At 33.2% G+C, this 25932-nt stretch carries 23 protein-coding genes; 1 reads left to right on the plus strand and 22 read right to left on the minus strand.

The window, feature by feature from the left end:
* Nucleotides 1-11 precede the first annotated feature (11 nt).
* The 20 genes from Q0845_RS19450 to Q0845_RS19545 all read right to left on the minus strand — a co-directional run bounded on the left by Q0845_RS19450 (nucleotide 12) and on the right by Q0845_RS19545 (nucleotide 23197).
* Entirely contained in the window at nucleotides 12-2798 is a 2787-nt protein-coding gene (locus tag Q0845_RS19450) for a hypothetical protein (RefSeq protein WP_298516783.1), read from the minus strand.
* A 23-nt stretch (nucleotides 2799-2821) separates the two neighbouring features.
* On the minus strand, nucleotides 2822-5425 hold the full coding sequence (locus Q0845_RS19455; protein WP_298516785.1) for a hypothetical protein: 2604 nt from the start codon (nucleotides 5423-5425) through the stop codon (nucleotides 2822-2824).
* Nucleotides 5418-7685 carry a hypothetical protein gene (locus tag Q0845_RS19460; RefSeq protein ID WP_298516787.1) on the minus strand — a complete coding sequence of 756 codons (2268 nt, stop codon included), beginning with the start codon at nucleotides 7683-7685 and terminating at the stop codon, nucleotides 5418-5420. Before Q0845_RS19460 ends, Q0845_RS19455 begins: the two co-directional genes overlap by 8 nt.
* 543 nt (nucleotides 7686-8228) lie before the next feature.
* On the minus strand, nucleotides 8229-8864 hold the full coding sequence (locus Q0845_RS19465; protein WP_298516789.1) for a hypothetical protein: 636 nt from the start codon (nucleotides 8862-8864) through the stop codon (nucleotides 8229-8231).
* A gap of 9 nt (nucleotides 8865-8873) precedes the next feature.
* A complete protein-coding gene (locus Q0845_RS19470) occupies nucleotides 8874-9560 on the minus strand; it encodes a hypothetical protein (RefSeq protein ID WP_298516791.1) in 687 nt (228 codons plus the stop codon).
* Between the two features lie 12 nt (nucleotides 9561-9572).
* Nucleotides 9573-10025, minus strand: coding sequence for a hypothetical protein (locus tag Q0845_RS19475; protein ID WP_298516793.1), 453 nt, complete (start codon nucleotides 10023-10025; stop codon nucleotides 9573-9575).
* Between the two features lie 27 nt (nucleotides 10026-10052).
* The gene (locus Q0845_RS19480) at nucleotides 10053-10460 is read right to left on the minus strand and encodes a hypothetical protein (RefSeq protein ID WP_298516795.1); all 408 of its coding nucleotides are present in this window, start codon (nucleotides 10458-10460) and stop codon (nucleotides 10053-10055) included.
* 12 nt (nucleotides 10461-10472) lie between these two features.
* Nucleotides 10473-11321, minus strand: a complete 849-nt coding sequence (locus Q0845_RS19485) for a universal stress protein (RefSeq protein WP_298516797.1) — start codon at nucleotides 11319-11321, stop codon at nucleotides 10473-10475.
* A 71-nt stretch (nucleotides 11322-11392) separates the two neighbouring features.
* Nucleotides 11393-12220 (minus strand): universal stress protein, encoded by an 828-nt coding sequence (locus Q0845_RS19490; RefSeq protein ID WP_298516798.1) that lies wholly within the window; start codon nucleotides 12218-12220, stop codon nucleotides 11393-11395.
* Between the two features lie 48 nt (nucleotides 12221-12268).
* Nucleotides 12269-13117, minus strand: a complete 849-nt coding sequence (locus Q0845_RS19495) for a universal stress protein (protein WP_298516800.1) — start codon at nucleotides 13115-13117, stop codon at nucleotides 12269-12271.
* Between the two features lie 95 nt (nucleotides 13118-13212).
* A complete protein-coding gene (locus Q0845_RS19500) occupies nucleotides 13213-13998 on the minus strand; it encodes a universal stress protein (protein ID WP_298516803.1) in 786 nt (261 codons plus the stop codon).
* An 89-nt stretch (nucleotides 13999-14087) separates the two neighbouring features.
* On the minus strand, nucleotides 14088-15140 hold the full coding sequence (locus Q0845_RS19505) for a response regulator (protein WP_298516805.1): 1053 nt from the start codon (nucleotides 15138-15140) through the stop codon (nucleotides 14088-14090).
* Complete coding sequence (locus tag Q0845_RS19510; RefSeq protein ID WP_298516807.1) at nucleotides 15137-16360, minus strand: PAS domain-containing sensor histidine kinase; 1224 nt, start codon at nucleotides 16358-16360, stop codon at nucleotides 15137-15139. The genes Q0845_RS19505 and Q0845_RS19510 overlap by 4 nt, the downstream gene beginning before the upstream one ends.
* Nucleotides 16361-16539: 179 nt before the next feature.
* Nucleotides 16540-16782: a hypothetical protein gene (locus Q0845_RS19515; protein WP_298516809.1), complete on the minus strand. Its 243-nt coding sequence runs from the start codon at nucleotides 16780-16782 to the stop codon at nucleotides 16540-16542.
* Nucleotides 16783-16999: 217 nt separating this feature from the next.
* Nucleotides 17000-17809 (minus strand): hypothetical protein, encoded by an 810-nt coding sequence (locus tag Q0845_RS19520; RefSeq protein WP_298516811.1) that lies wholly within the window; start codon nucleotides 17807-17809, stop codon nucleotides 17000-17002.
* A gap of 18 nt (nucleotides 17810-17827) precedes the next feature.
* Complete coding sequence (locus Q0845_RS19525; protein ID WP_298516813.1) at nucleotides 17828-18607, minus strand: hypothetical protein; 780 nt, start codon at nucleotides 18605-18607, stop codon at nucleotides 17828-17830.
* Nucleotides 18608-18730: 123 nt separating this feature from the next.
* The gene (locus Q0845_RS19530; protein WP_298516815.1) at nucleotides 18731-19474 is read right to left on the minus strand and encodes a LytTR family DNA-binding domain-containing protein; all 744 of its coding nucleotides are present in this window, start codon (nucleotides 19472-19474) and stop codon (nucleotides 18731-18733) included.
* The gene (locus tag Q0845_RS19535) at nucleotides 19464-21311 is read right to left on the minus strand and encodes a histidine kinase (RefSeq protein WP_298516817.1); all 1848 of its coding nucleotides are present in this window, start codon (nucleotides 21309-21311) and stop codon (nucleotides 19464-19466) included. Before Q0845_RS19535 ends, Q0845_RS19530 begins: the two co-directional genes overlap by 11 nt.
* Before the next feature lie 233 nt (nucleotides 21312-21544).
* Entirely contained in the window at nucleotides 21545-21901 is a 357-nt protein-coding gene (locus tag Q0845_RS19540) for a hypothetical protein (protein WP_298516819.1), read from the minus strand.
* 159 nt (nucleotides 21902-22060) lie between these two features.
* Nucleotides 22061-23197, minus strand: coding sequence for a beta-1,3-glucanase family protein (locus Q0845_RS19545; protein ID WP_298516821.1), 1137 nt, complete (start codon nucleotides 23195-23197; stop codon nucleotides 22061-22063).
* A gap of 116 nt (nucleotides 23198-23313) precedes the next feature.
* Between Q0845_RS19545 and Q0845_RS19550 the strand changes: the two genes are divergently transcribed.
* Nucleotides 23314-23736, plus strand: coding sequence for a hypothetical protein (locus Q0845_RS19550; RefSeq protein WP_298516823.1), 423 nt, complete (start codon nucleotides 23314-23316; stop codon nucleotides 23734-23736).
* Between the two features lie 59 nt (nucleotides 23737-23795).
* Here the strand turns inward: Q0845_RS19550 and Q0845_RS19555 are convergent, their stop codons facing one another.
* Nucleotides 23796-25352 carry a M28 family peptidase gene (locus Q0845_RS19555; RefSeq protein WP_298516825.1) on the minus strand — a complete coding sequence of 519 codons (1557 nt, stop codon included), beginning with the start codon at nucleotides 25350-25352 and terminating at the stop codon, nucleotides 23796-23798.
* A gap of 229 nt (nucleotides 25353-25581) precedes the next feature.
* Entirely contained in the window at nucleotides 25582-25908 is a 327-nt protein-coding gene (locus Q0845_RS19560) for a hypothetical protein (RefSeq protein WP_298516827.1), read from the minus strand.
* Nucleotides 25909-25932 lie beyond the last annotated feature (24 nt).

Consider the following 25932-nt stretch of genomic DNA (forward strand, 5'->3'; position numbering starts at 1 on the left):
CTTCTCTTTTTTTAGTGTAAACCTTTTAATTCTTCGTTGATGTCAATACCATCAATCAAATGTTCAACTTCTTTGACGCCGTTTTTGTGTAAAAATGCAACAATCGTATTGATGTAACTCGTAGCTGCATTAGGATCAAAATTTTCTTTAGGAATTTCGCTGAGTGATTCTCTACGCAAAATTCGTCTAATATTCCCTTCCGTTTTTACATCAGCACTCCAATTATCATTGACAAATTTGGCTAAATCCATCGCGTTAAACGCAATAAATGCCAAACGTTTTGTCAATTCTGCATTGTCAAAATCTCTTGCTTTGTTTTGGAATTCTTTGATATGCGGATCGTATAAATTGGCAAAATACTTCTCGGCTAGTTTATTGTTATTATCTGTTGTTTTCTTTGAAGTTTCTAATGCTTCATACGTTTGTTGTGCTTGTGCTTTGATGTTTGAAATTTCAGTTTCAGCTGCTTTTTGGGTAGTTGCCACACGTTCTGCAGCCGTTTTTTCGGTAGCTTTAATCTTTTCAGCGGAAGCTTTCTCTATCGTGTCAATTTGTTGCGCAGCATCTTGCTTTAGCTTGTGCGTTTCTTTTTTGAACTGTGTCAATAATTCGGTTAGCACATCTTCTTTATGGTTCGTAATCAGTTGATATAAATCTTGAATGTGCGCTAATTTATGAACCGTATTCGTCTCCTTCTGAATTTGTTGTTGTTTAGCCGCAACTTTCTCTATTACGTTGTTCCAAGGAGCGTTTTTTCCAGTATATGTTTTATACCAAGTCGCTACATATGGTAACAATTCAGGAACAGAATTTGCCGTTTTAGCACCTTTACTCAATGTGGCATCCGTATTGGTGATAAAGTTGATTATAGAATCAATACTATCCTTTGGATATTTGTCTTTCAGTTTGGATAAAACATCTATTTCGTTGGTGAATTTTTTCTCTTGTGCTAGCACTTTCAAGGCTTCAATAAAACTTTTTGAAGTGTCAAATTGTTCATATTTCAAACCAATTTCTAACAAGTCTGGAAGTCCTTTGATCGCATTTTTATGACTCTTCAAGAACTTTTTCAGCTCACTTTTAGTTTCTACAGCTGTAAAATCATTCCAGAGTTCAGCATTTTCTTTTTGTGAAGCAAGTTTGTTTATTTGTCTTGGATATACTTCTTCTAATGTGTTGAGAAATACACTTTCTTCTTTGTCTTTTGCGAAGATGAGTTTTGAGAATTCTTCTTTGTGTCGAATTAAAAACGCTAAATCTTTTTGAATAGTAGCAGTCCACGGAAGCTTTGAAACTTCTTGCAACGAGTTGATATTTTTTAGTTTATGTTGAACAATCTCTTCATCAGATTTTGTGTTCGCTACGATGGTATCTTGCTGCACATTTACAACAGTTTCAGTTTCAACTTCAACTTCAAGTTCATCTTCAATTTCGTTTTCAAGTTCAGTCTCAACTTCAACTTCAACTTCAACTTCATCTTCATCTTCATCTTCATCCTTCTTCCGAGAAAATACTTGTGGTAATTGTTCTCGAATAAGTAAAAATAGAGATGTCAAAATACCTAAACCTAACAATATGTTTGTACTTAATGCATTTCCTGTAGAAGTAAGTTTGCTTGTAGTTTCTAGAGAAATTGTATTTGCTTCAAGCGTTACAGCATTGTGATTGGTTTCATCGAGCTGAAAAGCGATGGTTTCTATAAAGAAATCGAATACATCTTCGGCTTTGTTTACGGCTACAAATTGTTTCCATCTTGATGTTCGAATTGGCAAGTCCAAGGCTTTTGCGAAGGTAGTTTTCTTATATTTTGTTTGTGTCCAATTAGAAATAGAAGCATCTGTTTTTTGTAAGTTAGTGAGAATTGGCGTTAAAGCTTTTTTGACCGTTTGTTCAACAGTTGGAGCTATTTTTCCGATGTTGGCAACACTAATAGCATCTCCAGCACGAATTGGAATTACAATCGTTTCTTCATCAGTTACTAGCGTAAGTTCATCATTGTTTTTAGTGAATGTAAAACTTTTTGAGGTCGCATTCTTGAATTTTTCTTTGTACGCTTTTATTTGATTTGTAGAATCGTTTATATGATTGATTCTTGTTGTTTTATGATTAAAATCAAAGAAATCAGAAGTACTACTATATTTGTTTCCATCTTTTACAATCGTATACAACAGTTTGTCTTTTTGTTCAGATTTCAGATACTCAATTGTACTCCACAAAAAGAAATGAATAGATTTTGTAGTATTAGCACCAACTTGCGCGCCATTTTGAGTTACTTTTTGCTTACGAAGCGTTTTAAATTTGTCTGTAAAAGCAGCATTCCAACCAAGTAATGCAGGAAAGTCTGCAGAAGCATATTTACTTTCAGTCCATTTGGAATTCGGGTTTAAAGCAACATTTCCCATGTTTGATTTTATCAATATCGCAAAATCATTGTCTTTATAATCCGAAAAATTGAAGTTATACGTATCTGTATCGTCCAACGTTAATATCATAGGTTGCGAAGCCGTTCCAGTATGATCAAGCAATTGCACAAAAACCGTTTTCCCTTGTCTTTTAAAATACAGCAAATTTGTAGTGTCGTTGACTTTGGTTTGTAAATCAGCAACTTCTGTTTGCAACTCATTGTAGGGTTGCAGATTGAGTGTTTTTACCACATCTTCATTAGAAATGGTTTGTGCTGTAGCAGGCGCAAATTGCTTTACTACTTTTTCAGACGATCCTGTAAATACAAACAACAGAATAAAAAGCAGCAAAACTAGAGCGTAGAGTATGGAGTTTATCGTTTTTTTAGTCATCATCAATTTTATACTTGGTTGTTAATTTAGTCACCTAAAAGATCGCTAGAACTTTTTTTATTATTGGTATCTGTGCTTTCTTTTTTTGGTGTTGCCAGAAAACTTTCAGTGGTTTCTTTTTCTTCTTTTTTAGGAATGTCTGGCGTTATGCTAACTTCTTCTTTTGGTTTTGTAATTGTTTTGTTGATTCCTAAATATGATATTTCTTTGATAAATCGGTTATACATATCAGGATTTGCCTTCATAGATTGTCCTGGGCCAAAAAGTGTATCATTTAAAAAGTTTCTGTAATCATTATTTCGTTCTGCTTGTGCAGGATAATACATTTTTGCATTACTTCCGAGTAAAAAGGCAAAGTCAGATTGCATTCCTAAGTAATAGATACTTGTTATTTCATCATCAGAATGGTCTCTGTTTTGACTTCTACTAGGAGAATAGCTATAGTTAAATCGACGTAATTGATTTTCTTCAATAGCTACACCTGAAAATAACGAATTGTTTTCTGATTCATTGTCGAACGTAATTAATAAATTACTATTCGAGTTCACAGAAAAGTTGGTAATACGCTTTAAGTTTACGGCCTTTTTCTTTAAATCTTTAGAGCTCATAAAATCTGGAAAAATAACCGATTTATGATCTTTTACTTTTCCTAACCAGTTTTTAATCGACGTATATTTTACACGTTTCTCAAGTGTTGCTTGTAATTGCGACCGGAATAAGTCAAATTTCATTCCGCGACCGCTTAGTACAATATATTTTATACCTGTGAGAAATGCACCTTGATTTCCTTCTACTAAATTTTCGACCAAGGTTTCCACCAAATTGAGCGATTGTGCTTCTATAAAATCTTTCGGTCTTTCCACTGTAAAAACCCACGCATTGTCTTTGTCTAATTGATCAAAACTGTTTCGAAGTACTTCAATGGCAAGTCGATCATCAGCATTGTCAATATGTTTGAGAAACTGTTGGAAAAATGGTGCTTCTTCAATATTCTTGTGGTATTCAATAGAATAATTCATTTTCAAACGTTCATAGAATTCTTCCAGTACCAACGCTTGTACCATATCTACGCGTTGAATGAACGCACTATATTTTTCGGGACTTCCATATTTTTCAGAAAAAAGGCTACCGACAGCTTTTAGAAAAATGTTTGTCAAATACTGTCCTGCGCCCGCCATTCCGCCACGATCAATACACGTGTAAGATTCGCTTCCTTGAAATTCTAAAATAGAATAATCTATTGTTCCTCTTCCGGCATCAATAATTAAAAAACGATCATTGATGTCAATATCTTCTCGTTTGTTGTTTACACGTAATGAGTTGTTTCGCAAATAGCCAATCAAAGAGGCATCACTTTCCGAAATGGCAAATGCTTCTATTACAATGGGTGTTTCGAGTGTTCGAGTTGCATCGCGATCTGTGAAAAAGTGTGCTATAAATTCTTTATTGAATTTTTTATTGAGACTTCTTAATATATTATTCACACGATCTTGATCGTATACATTGGGCATTAACAATAATAAACGCATGAACAAGGCATTTTTCCCTTTTTTCATTTCGCGTGTTCCAATTCCGATCAATATTTGATAAATATAAGAGATCAGTTCCACCAAATTGTCTTCACTTTTGGTACCACCAGTCATACCTTTTCCATCCAACTCAATGTTCGTTGCGGCAGAAGGATCGAGATAGGCAAGTTTTAAATTGCCAATCATGGTTAAATTGTCTTGAATCTTTTCTATATACGCTTCTTTTTCATTAAAAACATTTGCTGTTCCTGTATAGGTGCTTTCATGGGTTTTCCAGTCCCACAACATTGGGTTGTTGGCTTTGTTGTAATTGGCAATACGCGTAGGATCTAAAAAGCTACGATCAGATAATAATGCCATTACGCAAGATGGATCATCATAACTTGAAGATAAAGTTCCTTTTCTTTTATAAATGATTTTTCCTGTTTTGTATAAATCTTCGTCTGTTTTGTCACGTTGAATATAATCAGTTTTATGATCGCCTACATGCAGTTGTGCATAGCCTTTTTTGATTTCGTTGATGATGGAAATATTGGTTGCTACAGGACTAATTCCTGGCGAATGTTTCTCGATAGGCAAATATGCCATTTGAGTAGCTTCCGAACCTAAATCAATATTCAAACTCCCAAATTTATTTTCCTCTTTACTTACAATTAAATAACAGGAACCAAAACGCACTTCTTCACCTGCTTCTTTATAATGAAAATGTACGTGAATTGCGCCCCAATCGGATAAAGTTCGGATGCTATTTCCTGTGAAATTTAGTTTTAAACCTTGCTTTTTTGAATTGTTGGTTTCTCCTGTAAAGTAGGTGCCAATTTCTCCTTGTTCGTCTTCGCCATAATCACCTAAACCAATAGTAACTTCCCAAACAGGCACCGTATCAACTTCGACAAGTTTTTCATTCAACACTCTTGGATTCAATGCCGCTTTTGATGTATGTTCAGGAATAATAGACGTTTTTTCGGGAATACTGAGCAGCAATTTGTGATTGCTATTCACCACAACAAATGCTGGATCGTACCACGATTTTGGATCAATACTTAAGTTGATCGACAATTCTTTATTGGCGACTTTTATCGGTAAAAATCTATTATTCATTATGTATTGGTTTATAAAAATAATCTTGGACATTCGTTTGCAATGTATGTCCTTGACATTTTAGGATATATTGGTCATTATTTTTGGTCACATCAAGTGTGATAGTATCAGGGTTTCCGATATCTAAGTAATTCTCTCCATTGATTGCATATGTTGTTCTATCTGTTAAATGCATTCCATATACCGAAGCATGTGGATTCCAAATCAATTGGATAGAATACGGTTCAATGGTAACATCACTTGGACGTTCTATCTTTATTCGCAATGTGTTTTTTTCTACAGCTTCCTTGTCGTAAGTTACCGAATTATAAAGTACTAATTGTGTTTTTGACGTATTAGTTTCTTTTGAGCAAAGCGACAAATTCACTGGGAAAAACGGATAATCAACTGCTAACAATGCATCAGTATCACTATCTTTTTTATAGTATACTTTTAGTGTTGCTTTTTGGTGTTGCTGTTTCAATTCTTTTTCTAAAGCAGTAGCTTCATGATTGATGAGTTTTTCTAAATCATCAGTTTCGTTCAGTTTTATTTTATATTGTTTTACGATTTGAATTGGTAAAAACGTTTTTAGACTGTATGATTGAATCAGATTTACATACAAAAGACTAGTGTTTCCATCTTGAATTTTGTTACACAACAATATATAATTTGTTGTTGTTGAAATGTCATTTTTTAGATACAAATTGCTAATCATGCGCTCATTCTGCATATCAACGGCTGTGTTAAACATATTTTGATCAATAACCGCAGCTCGGATACTATACTCATTTTGAGAAGGATCTTCTTTCATCGTGAAATTTAATTGCGTATCACTTGACGGATATGGAATAAAGTAAATAGCATATGTATCACCATATTTTTTTCGAATTTTAGCATGATAAGCAGTTTCGACACCTTGAATTTGTTTGGTATCTCCTTTTTGAAATTGATATACTTCAATATCATTAATAAACAACAGGTTTTTTTTAGCAATGACTGCAATCCATTTTTTTGTGGATGAAGTATCTACCGCTAATTTTGTATTGTCAATAAAATGATTTTTAAGTCGTACAGAAGAGATAATATTAAACGCTTTCGTAAATCCTGCATATTGTATTTTTTGCTTCTTTTCAAAGCGTTTAAAACCATTTTTAATGATTGTTGTTTCGCCTGAAGGTCCAATAATAATACATTTTGGAAGGTGTAGTTTGTAGATGAATTTACCTATCAAAAACAGCAATATTGCTAAAATAATGGTTCCAATCATATATAAAGAAGAACGGTGCAACGGCGAATTCACGGCATAGATTCCCGAATGACTTTCATGAATGCTTACTTTATGAATGCGTTCTCCGAGCAGATCGTCAGTATACATTTTTTGTCCAACGCCACGAAGAGCAATAGTGTTGTCAAACACACTGTTGAGCGCAACTGGAATTTTTTGAATGCTATCTTTCTTTAAAATGATTGGATATGCAAGTTGTATGAGTTCATCATTCACTAAAATGGAATCTAATTTTATCAAATGATTTTGCGATGTTTCTGAGTTAATTTTTAACTCAATAGTATCACTTTTTTTGGTGTTGATTTCTATAGAAGTGTCTGTTGTTGCGGACTGTAACAAACCTTGTCTCGTTGTATATTGATAGGCAAAGAGTTTGGGTTTTCCAATTTTTTCAATAGGAGGAAAGATCGCTGAAAATTCGCCACGACCTTTACTATTTACATTGAAAGGACTGTAGATTAAAGCACTCAGCGTGCTATCAATTTCTTTTTGTTTGTTAGGAACAAATTTTCGAATCGTTTTATAATCTTGTAACCACTGATCAGTTTGATCGGCATCATCGGTAATGCTACAGAAAATGATTTTATTATAATTGAGAAGCTTCAAATCTTTGAAATCTTCTAGAAAAGAAGCCAATGTTATCGGTTGAATCAACGAAACAAACGAAGTGGCATACGGAAAGTTTTTAGTGTTCCAAATCCCATAAATTCCTTTAAAACGCTCTTCAAAGATTGTTGCATTTTCAAATTGTATAGGAGTTTTTGTTTTGGTTGCTTTCCGAATAAACCGATCGCGGAAATTTTCACGTCTTCGATTTTCTCTTTTTAAGTATGCAGGCACTTGATCTGCTCGAAACGATTTGCCGGGCATCCATACAACGCCACTGTTGTAAAAGATAAATTGGTCTTTAGAAAAATCGATTTCATCATATAATTCAGAAGCTAAGAGCTTTTGAAATACATAGGTTTTATAGCCTAAACCTTTATCGGTCATGGACCTGCTTTTATCTAATGTGAAAATCCACAAATTGCCTAGCGAATCCACATCTTGTGCTTTTAAAACAGAAGTAGATACGCAATACAATAGAAGTAATATTAGTATTCTAAGGGATTTGTACATTAATGTTAGTGATTTTGTAATTTAAAATATAAACTTAATACGGTTTGTGAATTGCTATTAATACTTCATGTAATACGAATCTGTACTAAATATAAGAAAATGTTTTTAATGTTAATTTTATCAAAGAATTCGGGTTCATAGATGCATATTTATAACGTAATTTATTAGGATTATTTTATCTCAAATTTAAAACAATTGCCAGTGATATTTTTGCGGTTTTCCTTATCGTGAAAAAATAGAAATATAGAGATACAGTGTAGTGTGTTGATCTATAGTGATTTGTGGAGTAAAACGAAAAAAGATAGATTTGATATTACAATATTGCAGTAGGAGTGAAGATGCTTTTGATATTGTATTTGAAGTTGACGGAGTTTCATAAAAAAGCTTCCCGTATAGAGAAGCTTTTGTTGCTTTATATTATTTTTCTGTAGAGATTAATTTTTCTTTTTCCATAGATTTTATAATTACTTTGACATAATCATCAGTAATTTCAGCAATATTACTTGGGTCAATAATGGTATATGTTTCATACCAAACAAGTGATTTTTCCTCCCCTTTTTTTAATGTATACATTGCGGTTTCTACGTAAAACACCTTATATTTTTTATAATCATCTTGACTAAAATAATCATCGCGAGAAGCTAAATAACTACCGAGAAAGCGTTGTAAGTTATAATCAAACTTTGGAGAAGCGCCACTTCTTGATTCATTTTCTTGCACACCTTTTACCGAAGAAATTAATACAGTATTGTAGTCAACAGTGAGTAGTTTATGGATTTGAGCTTCAATCTCTTCTTCAGTCTTTGTGGTATCTTGAAATAATTTTTCAAAAACAACGGAACTTTGTATTGCATTGATATTTCGGGCATTTAATGCTTTTACGAGTACAAATTCAAAATTGCTTCGCGCTTCAAAGTCAGGCGTAACACCAACTACCAAAATATTTTTCGGATTAAATTCAGTAAACTCAGGATTTTTCCAACGATCACTACGTTTAATAGCCGAACAGCTCACCATAAAAAATACGATGGATACTAGGTAAAGGATTCTCATAGTTTTCTATTAATTGATCAGTTCTTCTTTCGTTTCTTTCTTCTCTTTTGGCATTGCTGGTTTGGACTTGATAAGTTGCTCATGTTCCAATACTGCAATCGCCATATATACATAATCCGTTACAGATTCTTCCACCGAAGTTGGATCAATAATATCAATGTATCCTTTCCAAAGCAATTCCCTATCTTTTGTAGGACAAATGCAATACATAGAGGTTTCGGAATGATATATTGTATACGAATCGTAGTAATCGGGATTGTAGTAGATATCTTGATATTTTAAATATTCATTGCTAAACTTACGATACGTTTCATCATATGCATGATAGTTTTCTTTGTATTGAATTTTATCTCCTACGCCAATAATTTTAGTCAATAAAATAGTGTCAAATCCATCTTCAATAAGCTTATTTTCAATGGTTTTTAATTCTGATGCGGTCATCTTTTCCGTTCGTAGTGAAGGATCAAAAATGGTTAAACTAGTCACAGCTTCACTTCCGCGTGCTTCCAATTCTTCTTTGAGTTTTAATTCAAATTTTTTGCGAGCTTCCGTATTTGAAGTCAAGCCAACTACCAATACTTTTTGCGGTTCATAACGATCGATATCTGGATTTTTCCAATGATCAACTAATTGTGTCGTAGTGCAGCCTGTAAGAAGCATTGTACTTATGAATAGAATATAAAATGTATGTTTCATAATTGTTTTTTTTTAATGATTTTTATCAAACAAACTGCGGAGTTTATCTTCCTTTTTGATGTCTTTAATAATGCGGAATAATTGTGTTTTTAGTGAGCGATATTCTTTCAAAAAAGAAGCAATCTCTAAAGTTAACTGTCGATGAGTTTCCTTATATTTTTTTTCATCTTCAGGTTGATCAATTGCATCTAACATGATGGTTAATTCCTTTTCATGTGTTACTACAATTTGAATAAGTTGTTTGGTCTTTCGAAACGATCTTGTAATAGCATCAATGATTTCTTTATCGCTCGAAAAAATGTCTAACTCTTGTAATTCTCTTGAAAAAGTAGCGATCAAATGTTCAAAAAAATGATGTTCATCTTTTATAAAGCGTAGTTGCGATAACCAATGCAATGAGTCTGTATGCATATCTTCAGCACTGATCCATTCAATATATTTTGTTGTTGTTTGTGTTGTTTTCATGTTCAATAGGAGTTTTGTACAGTGCGTTTATTTTGAATGATAAAAGTCTCGTACCAAAGCTTTTACTTGATTCACGGTCATACTGTCTACTTTGACAATCTCTTTCACTTTGGCACTTAGTGTTTTGTAATGTTCTTGTAATTCTTTCCCAAATTTTTCGTTGGTTCCTGCGGGACCGAAAATCACTAAAACATCCGCATCTCTAATTTCAAAGGCTATTTCTTTAAAATATTGTTTCATTTGTTGCTTTTCACGCTCCAAATATTTACTATCCTGAACCACATCTTGTGGTCCACCTTTCATGCGCGTTCCCGAACCGCCATGTGGACGAAAATGCTCTATGTTTGAATTGATACTTATTAATGTTTCGTTTTCATTTTGTAAGGTGACAATGAATGCTTTGTTTTTGTCTAACCATATTCCTGTCTTCTTCATAATTTTTCAGTTTTAATTTTTTAAATCGTGCAATACCAATACGGGAACTCTTAAAAAAGTGACTTCTTTTACAAGTGGATTTGTGAATACGCTTCCAAAAAACGAATGCTTTTTATTAATGAAGGCAATCATATCACTTTCTCTACTTTCAATAAAAATGCTCACAGCATCATTGATAGCATGCAATGGCAAAAAGTGAAACGAATAGCTGTTTTCTTGAAAAATTTCTTCTAATAGTTCCTTTTGTTCTTTCTGTTGTGTGTTTAGTTCCTTGTCAGAAATATGTAAAACAGCAATATTGGCGTTGCATTTTTTAGCGATATCGGTTAAGTATTGTAATTCTCTTCGTTTATAGCCTGATACAAAATCGGCGGGAAACACAATTTCTTTCGGAAGTGAGTACGAAGCGTCTTCTGGAATAGCCAATACTGGACAATTTCTAACTTTTTCCATTGCGTAGATGGCCGTACTTCCATATACAGCTTTCGGATTGTTGGTTTCTCCTTTTGTGCCCATGACCACAAGTTCAATATCCTTTTGTTCTATAATGTCTTTCATCGCTTCAATAACATCATTAAAGCTTGCAATGACATGATATGTATGTTTGATGTCTTCGGGTTCACTTACTTTTAAAAGTCCTATGATTTTGTTCAGTTCTTTTTCAGAAGCTGCTTTTGCAGTCTCGTAAGATTCACTTCCTTTCACCATGGTAAACAAGCTTTCTACTAAGTTTTTAGAAGCAGAAAACACATTTAAAAGGTAAAAGTCACATTCGTCATCTATATATAATCGTGTGGCATATTTTAAGGCAAACCACGCATTTTTAGAAAAATCTGTCGGTACTAATATTTTACGTCTCATGATGATTCATTTTTTAGTGTATGTATTAAAAGTAGTAGTCTTAGCAATGAATTACTATGACTTTTGTCAGCTTATTCAGGAATTACCAAAAAAGGAACTTTGAGGTGAAAAGCAATCTTCTTTATGACAGGTTCACGCAAGATGCTGTCAATAAAACTGTGTGAATAATTTACCATAGCGAGCATGTCTATGCCCAACTCTTCTATGAAGTCTTGAATGCTAGTTTCTTTAGTTGCATAATTTGGAATGAGATGAAAACTATGCTCATAATTTTTTAGATATTCATTTAAGGTTGCCAAGTTATTTTCTTGTTTTTTGTTCAGCAATTGATTTTCATTGATGTGAATAATTCTAATTTTCGAACGATGCAAATCCGCCAAATTTTTCAAATAATGCAACTCTTTGGCGTCACAATCACGATTGAAATCGCTTGGAAAAGCAATCTGTTTTGGAACCTCAAATGTATAATTGTTAGGAATCGCCAATACAGGGCAACTTTTTACCTTCTTAAAAATTTTGGTGGTATTGCTGCCAAAAAGAATTTCTTTAGCGCCGGTAGCACCTTTTGTTCCCATGACTACCAAATCAATGTCATATTTTTGAATATAGGTTTCAATAGCATCATCTAAATTTTCAATACTGATGATGGCTTCAAATGTATGATTGGAATTGGAATTCGTGCTTTCTATTTGTGCTTTGAGTTGTAAAACATCTTTTTTTGCATTCTCAATCATGGTGGTTAAAAGTTTATTGGAAAAACTAGAGATGCGAGACGATTTTACATTGGAAGAATTCAATAAGTAGCATGTACATTTTTCATGCTGATATAGCTTTAAAGTATACATGATAGCGCTCAAAGCATTGTCTGAAAAATCGGTGGGTAAAAGTATTTTTGTCATGATGTTTGTATTTGATTAGTGTGTTTAAAATGGATTAGTTTTTACATTTTATTTTCTGATTGTAGCCGGAATAATCAAGAATGGTGTACGTAAATGCAATCCAATTCGCTTGACTTTAGAACCGAAAAATAAATTTTCAAAAAACGATCGTTTGTTATTCATCATTACTAGAAATTGGTTGCGCGATTTTGATTGAAGCTCCGAAATGGCAATTCCAATATCATGATGATTAATTTTATGGAATGTGTGTGGAATATCTTTGAAGTAATTTGCTAATTGTTGTCTATTATTTTCTTTAGCAGGAGGTAATTCATCTTCCACGGTAACATGCATAATATTGATTGTTGACGCATGCAACTCAGCAATATTTTTAATTTCTTCCACGTGTTTTTCTGTAAAATCAATACCATAATCAGAGGGAAATAAAAGCTCATTAGGTACTTTATAGGAATACTTACTCGGAATAACCAACAGTGGACATTTAGTACTTTTTAAAACATGAATTGCATTAGAGCCAAATAGGACTTCTTTTAAGCCAGAAGCTCCTTGTGTTCCCATCACAACCATGTCCATAGAATTTTCTTCGTACAAGAGCTCAATTTCTGAAACCAACATATTAAATGCAGAAATTCGCGAGAAGATATGATTTGGGTTTTGAAATTCAGCTTCTATAGTGTCTTGCACTGTTTTTAAACCAGTTTGCGAGATTTCTTTCATGGCGTCCAACAGTCCAAACTGCGCAACATCTGCTTTCATATATTCCACATGATGAATGATAGGAGTATACGTGTTGAGTAAGATGAAATTGCATTTTTGATCTTTAAATAATTGAAGAGCATACCGAATAGCGTTCAATGAATTCTCAGAAAAATCGGTGGGTAAAAGTATTTTTTTCATTGCTGTACGTATTTAAAATTGTTATTTAAAAGTACAGTGTATTACAGCCAAAAACTATGATATTTATCAGCTCCAAGCGTCTATTTTATACAAAATTATTCATGCAAAACTAAAAAAGGAATATTTCTGTGATAGCTGATATGATCTACATTCGAATGAAATAGAATTTGCTTAAAGTAGTTTAGGTTTTTAGCCACCATAATCATTAGATCAATGGTTTTTCGTGTTATAAAATTTTCGACAGCAGTTTCAATATTTGCATTAGATACAAAGTGAAAACTATACGAACGTCCTTCTAGAAAATCTTCCAAAAGCGCTTTGTTTGCTTGTTGTTGTTGATTTAAATGATTGGTGACTTTATTGATATGTAAAACACGAAGCGAAGTAATTTTTTTATCTAAGAACGAATGAATTGGCGCTAAGGTTTGAATGTCGGAAGCCAAGGTGAAATCGGTTGGAAAAGCAACTTCGTCAAACATTGTATAGGTTGCATTCTCAGGAACAATTAAGAGTTTGCATTTTACTTTTTTGATGACATTTTCGGCATACGTTCCAATAATATTTGTGTGTGCACTACTAGCTCCTTTGGCGCCCATAATAATAATGTCAATCTTTTTATCTGCTACTTGATTTCGAACCGATTGGATAAAAGAATCACATTCAATAAGTGTAAAAAAATGATGGTTTTGATTGCTTGGAAACTTAGTAGAAATTCGTGTTTGTAATTTTTGAAACGCTGCTTTACAATCCGTTGTCGTGATTGTATTGGCTACATGCAGCATATAAAAATTACACGTAGTATCTTTTAAAAACTCAAGCGCATACGCAATGGCATTCCAGGAGTTTTCTGAAAAATCGGTCGGTAATAATATATTTTTCATCTGTAGATCTGACATAATACGGACAAATCTAAACAGTTGCCATTTTTTAAAAAATGATATTGGTCATGTTTGAAGCAAGCTAGTAAAAGCTAGTACATTTCCTGTAGCTGCTGATAATCAACAATTTTGATGTTTCTCCCTTCAATTTCAATGATGCCTTCTTTTTTAAAGCGAGAAAGTGTTCTGATGAGTGTTTCTGTGGCAATTCCGGCAACACTTGCCAAATCGTTTCGTGAAATTTTGATTGGATCTTCCGGATTACGATTGAGTTTTTTTGCAAATTTTAAAATCGTAGTTGCTGTTTTTCGATGTACCGAACTGTATGCCATTTGCAATAACTGATCTTTGATGCCAGAAATATTATCCGTCAATAATTGAATTAATTCTAAGGTTACTTTATGATTTTTATCCAATACATCTACCAATTCACTTTTGGAAAGTCCCACAACTTCAGTAGCTTTTATGGCGGTTGCCGTTTCTTGGTACGGCATATTTTGTGTGAATGATGTATAGCCAAACAAATCGTCATCTTTGTGCAACGCAGTGGTCAATTCTTTTCCTTGCTCGTCAAATTTGTGACATTTTACCACACCGTTGATGATTAGGTAAATATAGTTTGAGCTATGTCCTTCTTCATAAATAACTTCTTCTTTTGCAAAGTTGAAAATGGCACCATTATCATCAAAAAAGTTTTTCAAATCATTCAGATCTCGCAATTGATTGTCATCTTCTTTTTGCACATGACTTTCACGTTCATCTTTTAGAATGGCAGCTTTGGCGATTCGACTTTCAATGGCGCTTGTGAGTTCTTCTTCTTCAAAAGGTTTGGTAATATAATCGTCTGCGCCCAAATCCATTCCTTTTCGAATGTCTTGTCGCTCCGTTTTAGCAGATAAAAAGATAAACGGAATGTATTTCGCGGTAGGTTCTTTAGACAAGGTTTCTAACACACCATAACCGTCCAATTCGGGCATCATAATATCGCAGACAATAATATGAATCGTTTGCGCATTTGCCAAGGCTTTTTCCACACCTATTTTCCCATTAGGCGCCGTAATGACTTCATAATTGGCAAGTTCTAATAACTCAGCAGTATTTTCTCGTAAGATAGTGTCATCTTCAATTAGTAATACTTTTTTCATTGGATAGCTTTGTTTGGGATATTAATTGTGAATGTAGAGCCTATGTTTTCGGTACTTTCAAAGGAAATAGTTCCGTTCAAATTTTCCAAATGATTTTTTACAATGTTGAGACCAATTCCTGTACCTTGAACCAACAGTGCATTTTCTGCTCTAAAATAACGATTGAATATATTTTTTTGTTCTTTTTCAGGAATACCAATACCGTTATCTTTTATGTTAAAAGTTGTGGTCGTTTCATTTTGAGTAATGATAATATCAATAATGGTATTTTCTGAAGAATATTTAATGGCATTATTCACTAAATTTGACAACGCCAATTCGATAATTTTTTCATCTTGATACAGCGAAAAACCATCAATATCATCCGGATAGTTGATTTGTTGTCCTTCTTTTAGTAGCATGTTGGCATTGTACACAACTTCATTCACAACTTTGCTCACTTTGAAGGTACTTAACTTATAATTTACCTTTCCTTTTTCCAGTTTTTCAACTGATAAGAAATCGTTCAAAATATTATTTAAGTAATGAACTTTATCAGAAATGATTTTAATGTGTCTATCGCGTTTCGCCTGTTGTTCCGTGAGTTTATACTTTCCTAGCAACATAGAAGAAGTTAAAATGCTGCTCAATGGCGTTTTGAATTCGTGAGAAACCAAAGATAAAAACTTTGTCTTTAGTTCGTTGAGTTCTTGTTCTCTTTTCAAGGCCTTTTTTGCGTCATTTTCCGCTTGAATTCGCAGTTTGTTTTCGGCTTCTAACTCTGCAATGGTTTTGCTCAATTCTTGCGTACGTTGAATTACTTTTTGTTCCAAATCGGCATATAATTCCTGAATTTTGTCTTCTTGTTGCTTTCGTACTGTAATATCAATCACCAAAGCCATCACATAATGTGTGTCATTCACGGTAAAAGGATTCAAACCTGCTTCTACAGGAAATGTGTTTCCATCTTTTTTAGCGCCGTATAAATCGCGGCCGTGTCCCATTTGACGACTTTCACGATGTTTCATAAAACTATTAAAATGCGCTCCATGTCCTGCATGATATCTTTGCGGAATTAAAATATCTAGTGATTGTTGAATGAGTTCTTCTCGCGAATAGCCAAACATTTTTGCCGCAGCAGCATTTGCCTCCACAATTTTTTGTTGCGCATTCACAATCACAACACCTTCCGAAACGGCTTCCAAAAGGATGTTGAATATATCTTCTTCTTGTCGAAACATAGTACTTTTTAGCGGTCAATGGTCTAGTTTACGAAATTAGGAAAAAAATATACCAAATCTATGGTGTCACGAAGTATTTGAAACCAAAAAAATCCACCAAAATACATTGATGGATTTTAAAAAAAATATAATGAAGAATTTTATGTTACAAACAAATAGCTATTCATTTGTACTTAAAATTAGTTACAACAGTTGGTTTCTACTGTTCCCGTTCCCACAGGGCATCCGTTACAACTTCCTGCTGCATCATCAAGACAAAATGATTGAACAGTATCTGAACATGCTGTAGGTTCATGTGAGTTTTGAACACAAGCACCAGGAGCAGTTTTTTTTCCACCCATACCTACTATTCTACTAGTATTTGATAGGTTTACAATTGATTTTTTGTTTAAAGCTAAATTTTTAAGCTGCTTTTTTTTCATAATAATTATAGTTTAAGTTAAATTTTAAAATGTGGTTTCAACAGTAGTTTTAACTGTTTTACTTAGTAAAGATGCACAGAGAAACCCTAGCAAACAATAGTAAATGCATAAGTGTATCCATTTAATTCATACTCGATATCAAATCAAAATAAAGCATAAAAAAAAGCCGCTTATCATTGTCATAAGCGGCTTAACATATGTGAAATATTATGGGTAGTTAATAGTCTAAAAAGTCTGTAAAATCAACAATGTCGTTGTATTGAGTATAATTGCAATCGATACCACCAATTGTAGTGTTTGTATTTCTATACGGACGTGCAATAATGATATTGTCATTGTTTTGAATGTATCTATCATTCACAATAACATTGTCTGTGAAAAAATATTCACCATCAATAAGTTGTTCATTATAATAACGAATAATTCCGTCATTAAGGTTTTTATCAGTCATTGAATGTCCCGCTGATGTAATGCTAAACTGTCCAGCAAAAACCATTGATTTAGGAAAGTATAATTCAATACAGTTTTCAGTAAGAATATAGTCCATGAAAAAAGGAATATAATCAATCGTAATGCCTACAGCTATTGTTGTATTATTTGGAATAGCTTCTCCATCATCAATTCCTTGTGGCGGCGGATTAGGTCTTGTTTTATCTACATTCGGATTTCCTTGCATTCCTTCTGTGATGTTTAAGTAATCTCCAATATAACCAATGAATTCAAAATGAAAAGCAGAACCTTCTACTAATAAGTCACTTAGTTTTATAACGCGATTTCCGTTTTGTAATAATGTAGCTACTTCATGTTGTGCTTCCGAATTATGACGCAATACATAGCCAGTTATAAACGCTGTCCAACGTAAGTTAATTTCCATGATTTCTCGTTCCGTATAGCTGTTGTTTATTGCGCGTAAACTTTTGGTGATTACGGGAGTTTTTGCCGCTGTTTCTTCTTCGTTTTGTATTTCTTCTTTTTGACAAGAAAATATAAAAATGAAGAGAAGTAAAGAAAATAATACCTTTTTCATAATGCAATTTTCGTTAATTTAATAGTCTAAAAAATCTGTGAAATCGGCAATGTCGCTGTATTGTGTATAACTGCAATCGGTGCCACCAATTGGAGAATTTAAGTTTTTATACGGACGCGCAATAATGATATTGTCACGGTTTTGAACGTATGCATCATTCACAGTTACTTCGTGTGTTGTGGAGTATAATAAAGTACCATTTGTGTTTACGGTTAATGGACTAAAATAACGAATAATTCCATCGTTAGAATCGTCTGTAGCATTCATTGGATGTCCTGTGGTTGTGATATTAAATTCTCCAACGAAAACCATTGATTTCGGGAAATATAATTCAATACAATGCTCATTTAGAATATAATTCATAAAGGCAGCCGTTAGGTTTGAATGTCCACCTCCAATTCCTTGTGGCGGCGGATTTGGGCGCGTTTTATCGTGATTCGGATACCCCATGAATAAATACCAATCGGTAAATTCTTGAAACTTATTTTCAAATGCAGAATTGTTTCCAAATAGTTGATGTAATTTAATCACATTGTTTCCATTTTGAAGCAACGCTGCAACTTCAAGCCGTGAAGCTGGATCATTTCTTAGGACGCTTCCTGTGATATAGGAAGTCCATTTTAGATTAATTTCTAATATTTCTCGTTGGGTATAATCATTGGCTGTCGTGCCAAAACTTTTGGGAGTTATCTCCGTTTTTGTATTGTCTATTGCTTGTTCTTCTTCGTTTTGAATGCTTTCTTTTTGACAAGAAAAAACGAGAATAAGTAACAGCAATGCGCCTGCTATTTTTTTCATAATGCAATTGTTTTAAGGGATGAAATTTATCTAAAATAGAATTATTTTGTCACAAAAAGCAATTATTGTGATAAGTGTAAAGCGTGACTTCATAAGTGTAGTCGGTTGCTTCATACTTGTATACTAACCGAATATTTTTTCGAGCGCATACAATTTTCTACGGTTAGAAACCGGAACTTTGATATCTGAAGCTAGCATGAGTACGCCGCTTTTATCATATTTTATTACATGTTTTTTATTGACAATATAGGAATGATGACAGCGTATAAATAATTCGGGAGAGAGTAATTCCTCTATCTTTTTTAAAGGTTTGGAAATCATGACTTTTTCTGAGTCTTTGATGTAAAAAGTAGTGTAATTTCCATCGGAACGACAGTACAAAATGTTTTTTTCATAAACCGCATATACAGCGTCAGACGTTTTTAAGATGATTCTTTTTTCTTTGACACCTTCAAAAAAGTCTTGTGAAACTTCGATCAACTTGTCCAAAGGATTTTCCTGATTTTTTACGGCAATGGCTTTTTCAATGGCTTCTATAAATTCGTCTTCGTCTACAGGTTTTAAAATATAATCCAAAGCGCCAACTTTAATGGCTTTGATGGCATTATCGTCAAACCCTGTGATGAAAATTACGTGGAAGTTTTTGGGTTCGATTTCTGCCAAAATATCAAAACCTGTTCCGTTTCCTAAGTGAATGTCAAGCAGTATTAAATCGGGATTTAGATTTTTTATTTGAGCAATTCCTTCGGTTACATTTGAAGCTTCGCCAGCCACTAAAACAGTCTCACCAAAATGTTCTTGAAGCATTTCTTTTAGGTCGTTACGAATACCAGCTTCGTCATCAATTATAAGGGTTTTAATTTTCATCAGAAAGTTTATAAGGGATTGCTAAGGTAACTAAAACTCCTGTTTTAGAAGTAGTGTTTGTTTGGATGGAAACTTCTTTTTTAGTGGCTTTTTTTAAAAAATCACGAATCAATTTGATAGAAGTCGAGTTTTTAAACGTGTTTTCATTGTACACTAAACCTTTGCCATTATCACGAATTTCACAGACAATATATGCATCTTTTTTAGCGAAATTTAAGGTGATGAATCCTTCTTGTTCAATATCTGCAAAACCATGCTCAATGCTGTTTTCTATAAATGGTTGGAGTAACATGGGCGGAATAAAAATGAGATCGTCTTCGTGCATGTTTTCATACTGAAATTCATATTGAAATTTCTCTGGAAAACGCAGCAATTGAAAGTCCATGTATTTTTTGAGTGCATCAATTTCTTTGTCGAAACGAATGTAGTTTTGAGTCGAATTCTCTAGAATTAAACGTAACAATCGCGAAAATTTGAGTAAATGCTTTTTCGCTTCTTCCTTGCTATGTTTGATCGTATTTTGAATAGAGTAGAGGACATTTGAGGTAAAATGCGGATTCATCTGACTTCTCAACAAACGTTGCTGCATTTGTAGATGACGTTGTTGAAAGCGTAGTTTCTTACTTCGGTAATACAGAATTCCACCGAAAACAATTAAAAATAAGATTCCAAACAATAAAAATAAGCTGTTGCGCAAGCGAATGTTTTTCAATTCTGTATTTCGTTGCTGTTGAAAAAGGAGTTCTTCTTTTGCGGCGGCTGCTTTTAACGCCAATAATTCAGATTCGTATTTGTTTCTATAGGCTTTGTTTTGGTTGTCTAACAAACGATCTAATTCATCTTCTATAGTTGCGATGGATTTTTTTTGTTCGTTTGCCAATCGAAGTTGATATTTTAGAATATTTCGTTGATAATCCGTTGGTAATTGTTCAAAATTTTGTCCTTTGGCAGAATCTAAATATTTCTGTGCTTTGTCAAAATCTTTTTCAATGATATAGGCTTCTGCGATGTTGGAATAACTATTTGCCAAGAGTTCATTCTTATCAAAAAAAGTCAAGAGTTTTACATTTTCGAGCGATTTCTTATAGTTTTTAATCGCGTTTTTAAAATCGTCTTGATAAAAATCATAAATACCTCTAGACGAATAGACTTGTCGTTTTAAGTCGTTCGTTAACAACGAATCTTGTTTTATTAAATCATCCAACAAAGTCACACCTTCCTCTTCACGATTCAATTCGTATAAAATATTGTAACGATTGAGTAATTCTTGATGATTTGTGAGTTTCAATTCAGGATTTTTGGTAATGATCTCAATGCGTTGTTGATTCGCGTTGAGCGCTTTATCAAATTCATATGTTGCGGTGTAAATTTCTTCTAAAAAGAAAAAATAATATCCTGTATTTAATGGATCATTTTCAAAGTCAATCTTTTCCTTAAATGCATCAGTCAAAGCTTTACAATCGCCATATTTCCCTAAGCTTTTAAACGTTTCAAAGGCAATAAAGTACTGATAAAATTGTCTGGAATTCATAGCAGAATGCTGCACCTTTTTAGTTGCATTATAAAAATACGTAGCAGCAGTGTCTACTTCACTTTTTTTTCGGTAATAAACTCCAAATGCAAATAAATTTTCTGCTTGAAGCGAATCTGAAATAGAAGGATATTCTTGAATTAATTTGTCAACTTCTTGAAGATAGTACAGCGTAGCTTCTAAAGTGGTGTCTTGCGCTTTCTTTTGAAGTGAAATAATTTTTCCTGTAATGTCGTTAGTATTTAGCTTTTTTTGGCAACTAAATAGTGTAATTAGAAAGAGTATACAGAGAAAATTTTTTGACATATTGTAAACATAGGAAAAAAAATGTAGAATAGTTGCGATTACGATATCATCAGCAAATACAATCCGTACAATAGATGTAAAAGATATACAATAGTTGGGTTGAACAGTAACTATAGCTTCTAGCTAGTTTTTTATATCATCTATATACTAGGAAGAACTGAAGTTATGGATTCTTAATCATACAGAAAGCGAGCCATAAGAGCTCGCTTTTGTATATTATATTTTGGCGTAGTCTAACTCGCTTCTACAATATTTAATGTATACATTGGATCTTCAGCATCATTTACAGCAAACTCAATAGAATTTACTTGAAAGTCTTCCCAATCGCTTGGATCAATTGGCCAGCCACCAATTTGATTGTAATCTTTGTCAAATACCATAAATAGTGGATAATTAAAATCTTTGGTTCCGACCGCTACACCACCGAATACAAAAACACCATCAGAAAACTGAGCATACGAAGCTGCTAAAAAGTTTCCTTCGGTAATACCTTGTGGAATTTTATATTTTGATGGATTTTGCATCATGTCTGTCCAAATATTTTTTCCGTTTTTTGGAATAGTCATTGTTGCTTCTAATGTTGTTGCCATGGTTGATTTTTTAATGATTTTATCAAATTTACAGGTAATTCTTGTGAAGAAATAGCGTATAAATACCTCATTTTGAATTTAATTCATTTTGTGTAGGATCATAAAAAAAGCGAACTTCTCAGCTCGCTTTTCAAATTGTAAATAATAATTAGGTAGGAGTTAGCTCCAATCTGATAAGGTAATATTAAAGTTTTTTGCGCCTGTGATTTGAATTAGTGGATTGTCAGTGCTACATACATCATCAAATGGAAATGCGTAAATTCCTGATTTGTAGTTGTCGTGTACCACTTTTGCGTATTCGTTGGTCACACCATCTTGTACTTTGTAGAATCCTGATATCGTACAATTTGGCTGCGTATCGTTAGCACTTGTACTTAATGTAGTTCTGTTTAAAGCAGCTCCTAAAATGGCAGCAATTTCCCCAAGTGGTGTATTGTTTGGAGCGTTTAATGTTCCTACACAGCCAAAAACATCATATGCATCACCTTTTGCAGGTTTTTGAATGGTAACATCTGCTTTTCCTGATTGTGTAAATACAAATGCATCACTCGCGTTTACAGTTCCAGTATACGTCCCAAAAGTAGGGCAGTTTACAGTCAATGTATTGGTTTTATAATTTGTCCAACATGCATCTACATATTTGTCATAAATATTAGGAGATAACAAGTTTGGATTTGTTGTTTGCACGCCATGTTGCGGTCCTAATACACGAATATTATTTCCAGATCCATCGGTCATTACTAAATCGCTCCAAGGTTTTCCTAATTTGGTAATTTCTTTAAAGATAGAATCACGTGTACTTGTCGATTTCATGATTCCGTTTGTTTTTGTGGTATCTCCAATTACTTCAATAGAAACAGGAGCAGAGAAGTAGTCTACAATCGTACAATCGGCATACAATTCAGTTCCGATATTCGTAAATTCTACAACCACAAATAAAGTATCTGCATCTGCAGTTCCTGGCGTAAATGGAGGCGTTTGTACACCTAAACCGTTTTGTCCACCAGTTACAATATTGAACACATTGGGTAATTGTTTGAAAGAAAATAAAAATTGTCCAGACCACATTTCTGGCAAGTCATTAAACGTGCTTAATTGATCGACAGTTTTAAATAGTTTTGAACAATCTTGTCCTTTGGTAAACTTTTCTAAAGAAGCGTTTCCACTTTTGTCAACATCCACATAACACCAATCTGGCGAACTCGTTGCTGGATTACTATTTAATCCAAAGCAAATCCAATGTACATCAGTTGATGCAATTCCACTACTGTTTGTAATTTTTACTTGTAAACTCATAATAGGTAAGGGTTTTATTATTTAGTTATAAAAGTAAATGTTAATGTAAAGTCTCTTGAGGACGCAATTACGTATCTTTATAAAACACGCAATTTTACGTGATCATTTTTTAATGTATGAGAAAGTTATTAGTTTTTATATGTATTTCATTTATAGCCTGTAAAGATGCTTCATCTTTAAGTGAGCAGGAACAATTGTTGATGAATACAATTACTTCGGAAGTTTTTGCAGAAAAATTTAGTATTTGCGATAAGATCGTGCATGAACTTTTTATTTATAATAAAATTAAAGCGTTCAAAAACAAAACATTTTCTGTAGAGAACTACTGTGAGAAGACACTCAATTTTTTACAAATAGATTTTGAATACGATATCAACTACCCGTACACAGAGTATGTTGGTGTATTATTTTATAAGTATAAACATACAGTTGCAAAAACGGAGTTTACCTTTATTCAATTAGAAACAAATCGTGTGGTTAAATTTGTGTATGATGCAAATCAGGAGCTTATGAGTGTTTCTTTAAATAAGATTTACTAAGTATTCCAAACAAAAAAAGCCTCCAAGAAGGAAGCTTTTTCATAAGTATATTTTGAATTTTATTTTGTCTTAGTAGGCTTGTCAACTGTAATTCGCTGATCTCTGTTTGCCAATTCCCATGCAGTATAGAATATCAAACGTGTACGATTTGTCAATAAATCATAGTTGATTTTATCTGGCGTATCAGTTGGTTTATGGTAATCGTCATGTGTTCCGTTAAAATAGAAAATTACAGGAATATCGTTCTTTGCAAAGTTGTAATGATCTGAACGATAGTAATAACGATTTGGATCATTTTCGTCATTGTATGTATAATCTAATTCTACATTTGCATACTTTTTATTTGCTTCTTCAGAAATGTTGTGTAATTCTGTACTCAACTTATCAGAACCAATTAAATATACATAATTACGATCGCCTTCTGTACGTTTTGGATCAATACGACCAATCATATCAATATTAAGATTGGACACTGTATTTTCTAATGGAAAAATTGGGTTGTCTGTATAATATCTAGAACCTAATAATCCTTTTTCTTCTCCAGTAACATGTAAAAATACTACCGAACGTCTTGGACCATTTCCATCTTTCTCAGCTTGTCTAAATGCTTCTGCAATTTCTAAAATAGCAACCGTTCCAGAACCATCGTCATCAGCACCATTATAGACTTGACCATTTTTTACACCTTCGTGATCTAAATGTGCAGAAATTACAATATACTCTTCAGGTTTTTCATTCCCTTTAATGATGGCTACCACATTTTCAGAGTTTACATCATTTACTTTGTCATTATTCACTAAAGTAGCGTCTACTTTAATCATTGACGGCGTATGATTTGTAGCAATAGTTGGATGTAATGTAGTGGCTAATTTTTCATTAATTACATAATAGAAGAAAGGCGTTTTTTCATCTTTTAGTGAGACTCTACTATTTTTTTTCATGTAGCCTAATTGCATTTTATAACGCGGATACATTTCATCTACATAAAATAATACACCTTTGGCTTTACGTTCTTTAGCAGCTAAAATTTTAGAAGCGGCACCTTGTCTTGCGCCTCCCCATTTTGATTTTTCTTCTGTTCCAGAAATAACATATGTTCCATCTTCGTTTGTAGGTTCTCCCATTTTGAAAAGGAGAATTTTTCCTTCTACATTCTGATTGGTATAATCAGAATATTTATCATCGTCAATTCCATATCCAAGATATACAACATCAGAGAACGCAATTCTTCCATTTTCTTGTGCGTTAAAAGATAGAAAATCATCTTCAAACTTAAACTCTTGTCCGTTGATGGTTAAATTGGAGCTTAAACTGCTTCCTTTCTGTAAAGGAACATTTTGAAAATAGTTACCATCTTTTTGCGCTGCAGGAATATTTAAGTTTTTATATTCATCTCTTAAATAAGCAACAGCTTTCTTTTGTCCAGGTTCTCCAGTGTCTCTACCTTCAAATTCATCAGAAGCATACGTATATAAATGCGTTTTTAACTCCGCTTCAGTGATGGTGTTTCCATAAGGAACAGGATCTATGTTTTTAGGCGCTTTTGCATCTGCGGTCTTTTGATTAGTGCCACATCCAACAACGGCTAAAAGTGCTAGAGATAGTAATTTTTTCATTTACGATTTTTTAAATTAGTATTTGATGGAATTTGCCGAAAACAATATTGGTAGGATTGGAATTGCTTTGACTCATTTCATATCATTGGTTTTAGGATTTGCAAAGGTATTGAAATCAGCTTTTTATTTTTGTTATAGATTTCTTAAAATAATTAGAAAAGCTCATTTTAGTGCATAAAAAAAGTCTATCCATTAGACAATAGATAGACTTTTGTATGATTTTTTGTGATTATTCTAAGCCTTCGATTCCTTCAAGGTCTTTTAAATCTTCTTTTTCTTGTTCTTTACTTTGCTCTGTAGTTTGTTTGACATCATCTGCGACTTCATTTTCAATGAATAAGTGCATGGTAGTAATGGCTGCTGCCAGAAAAGACAAAGCAATAATCAATTTAGGAACATTTTCTCGCAATCCGTTACTTTTGGATACATACAAGGCAATGAAGCCTAAAATAAATCCTAAGGCAGTAGGAATGTAGGCAAAACTGTCTAAAAAAAATGAAAGCAAAAAGCCTAATACTGCGGCAATACTACCTAAAATGATACTAAATGTTCTCATGGTGTTTATTTTTGGTTTTAATGT

The organism is uncultured Kordia sp. (assembly GCF_947489565.1).
Classification (GTDB): Bacteria; Bacteroidota; Bacteroidia; order Flavobacteriales; family Flavobacteriaceae; genus Kordia.

What these genes read in the sequence shown, in the direction of transcription:
- Q0845_RS19550 (WP_298516823.1), top strand. Translation starts at nt 23,314, where the DNA reads ATGAGAAAGTTATTAGTTTTTATATGTATTTCATTTATAGCCTGTAAA.
- Q0845_RS19495 (WP_298516800.1), bottom strand. Translation starts at nt 13,117, where the DNA reads ATGAAAAAAATACTTTTACCCACCGATTTTTCTGAGAATTCATTGAAC.
- Q0845_RS19525 (WP_298516813.1), bottom strand. Translation starts at nt 18,607, where the DNA reads ATGAAAAAAATAGCAGGCGCATTGCTGTTACTTATTCTCGTTTTTTCT.
- Q0845_RS19460 (WP_298516787.1), bottom strand. Translation starts at nt 7,685, where the DNA reads ATGACCGATAAAGGTTTAGGCTATAAAACCTATGTATTTCAAAAGCTC.
- Q0845_RS19455 (WP_298516785.1), bottom strand. Translation starts at nt 5,425, where the DNA reads ATGAATAATAGATTTTTACCGATAAAAGTCGCCAATAAAGAATTGTCG.
- Q0845_RS19485 (WP_298516797.1), bottom strand. Translation starts at nt 11,321, where the DNA reads ATGAGACGTAAAATATTAGTACCGACAGATTTTTCTAAAAATGCGTGG.
- Q0845_RS19465 (WP_298516789.1), bottom strand. Translation starts at nt 8,864, where the DNA reads ATGAGAATCCTTTACCTAGTATCCATCGTATTTTTTATGGTGAGCTGT.
- Q0845_RS19555 (WP_298516825.1), bottom strand. Translation starts at nt 25,352, where the DNA reads ATGAAAAAATTACTATCTCTAGCACTTTTAGCCGTTGTTGGATGTGGC.
- Q0845_RS19505 (WP_298516805.1), bottom strand. Translation starts at nt 15,140, where the DNA reads ATGAAAAAAGTATTACTAATTGAAGATGACACTATCTTACGAGAAAAT.
- Q0845_RS19510 (WP_298516807.1), bottom strand. Translation starts at nt 16,360, where the DNA reads ATGTTTCGACAAGAAGAAGATATATTCAACATCCTTTTGGAAGCCGTT.
- Q0845_RS19530 (WP_298516815.1), bottom strand. Translation starts at nt 19,474, where the DNA reads ATGAAAATTAAAACCCTTATAATTGATGACGAAGCTGGTATTCGTAAC.
- Q0845_RS19520 (WP_298516811.1), bottom strand. Translation starts at nt 17,809, where the DNA reads ATGAAAAAGGTATTATTTTCTTTACTTCTCTTCATTTTTATATTTTCT.
- Q0845_RS19500 (WP_298516803.1), bottom strand. Translation starts at nt 13,998, where the DNA reads ATGAAAAATATATTATTACCGACCGATTTTTCAGAAAACTCCTGGAAT.
- Q0845_RS19480 (WP_298516795.1), bottom strand. Translation starts at nt 10,460, where the DNA reads ATGAAGAAGACAGGAATATGGTTAGACAAAAACAAAGCATTCATTGTC.
- Q0845_RS19470 (WP_298516791.1), bottom strand. Translation starts at nt 9,560, where the DNA reads ATGAAACATACATTTTATATTCTATTCATAAGTACAATGCTTCTTACA.
- Q0845_RS19560 (WP_298516827.1), bottom strand. Translation starts at nt 25,908, where the DNA reads ATGAGAACATTTAGTATCATTTTAGGTAGTATTGCCGCAGTATTAGGC.
- Q0845_RS19535 (WP_298516817.1), bottom strand. Translation starts at nt 21,311, where the DNA reads ATGTCAAAAAATTTTCTCTGTATACTCTTTCTAATTACACTATTTAGT.
- Q0845_RS19545 (WP_298516821.1), bottom strand. Translation starts at nt 23,197, where the DNA reads ATGAGTTTACAAGTAAAAATTACAAACAGTAGTGGAATTGCATCAACT.
- Q0845_RS19475 (WP_298516793.1), bottom strand. Translation starts at nt 10,025, where the DNA reads ATGAAAACAACACAAACAACAACAAAATATATTGAATGGATCAGTGCT.
- Q0845_RS19515 (WP_298516809.1), bottom strand. Translation starts at nt 16,782, where the DNA reads ATGAAAAAAAAGCAGCTTAAAAATTTAGCTTTAAACAAAAAATCAATT.
- Q0845_RS19540 (WP_298516819.1), bottom strand. Translation starts at nt 21,901, where the DNA reads ATGGCAACAACATTAGAAGCAACAATGACTATTCCAAAAAACGGAAAA.
- Q0845_RS19490 (WP_298516798.1), bottom strand. Translation starts at nt 12,220, where the DNA reads ATGACAAAAATACTTTTACCCACCGATTTTTCAGACAATGCTTTGAGC.
- Q0845_RS19450 (WP_298516783.1), bottom strand. Translation starts at nt 2,798, where the DNA reads ATGATGACTAAAAAAACGATAAACTCCATACTCTACGCTCTAGTTTTG.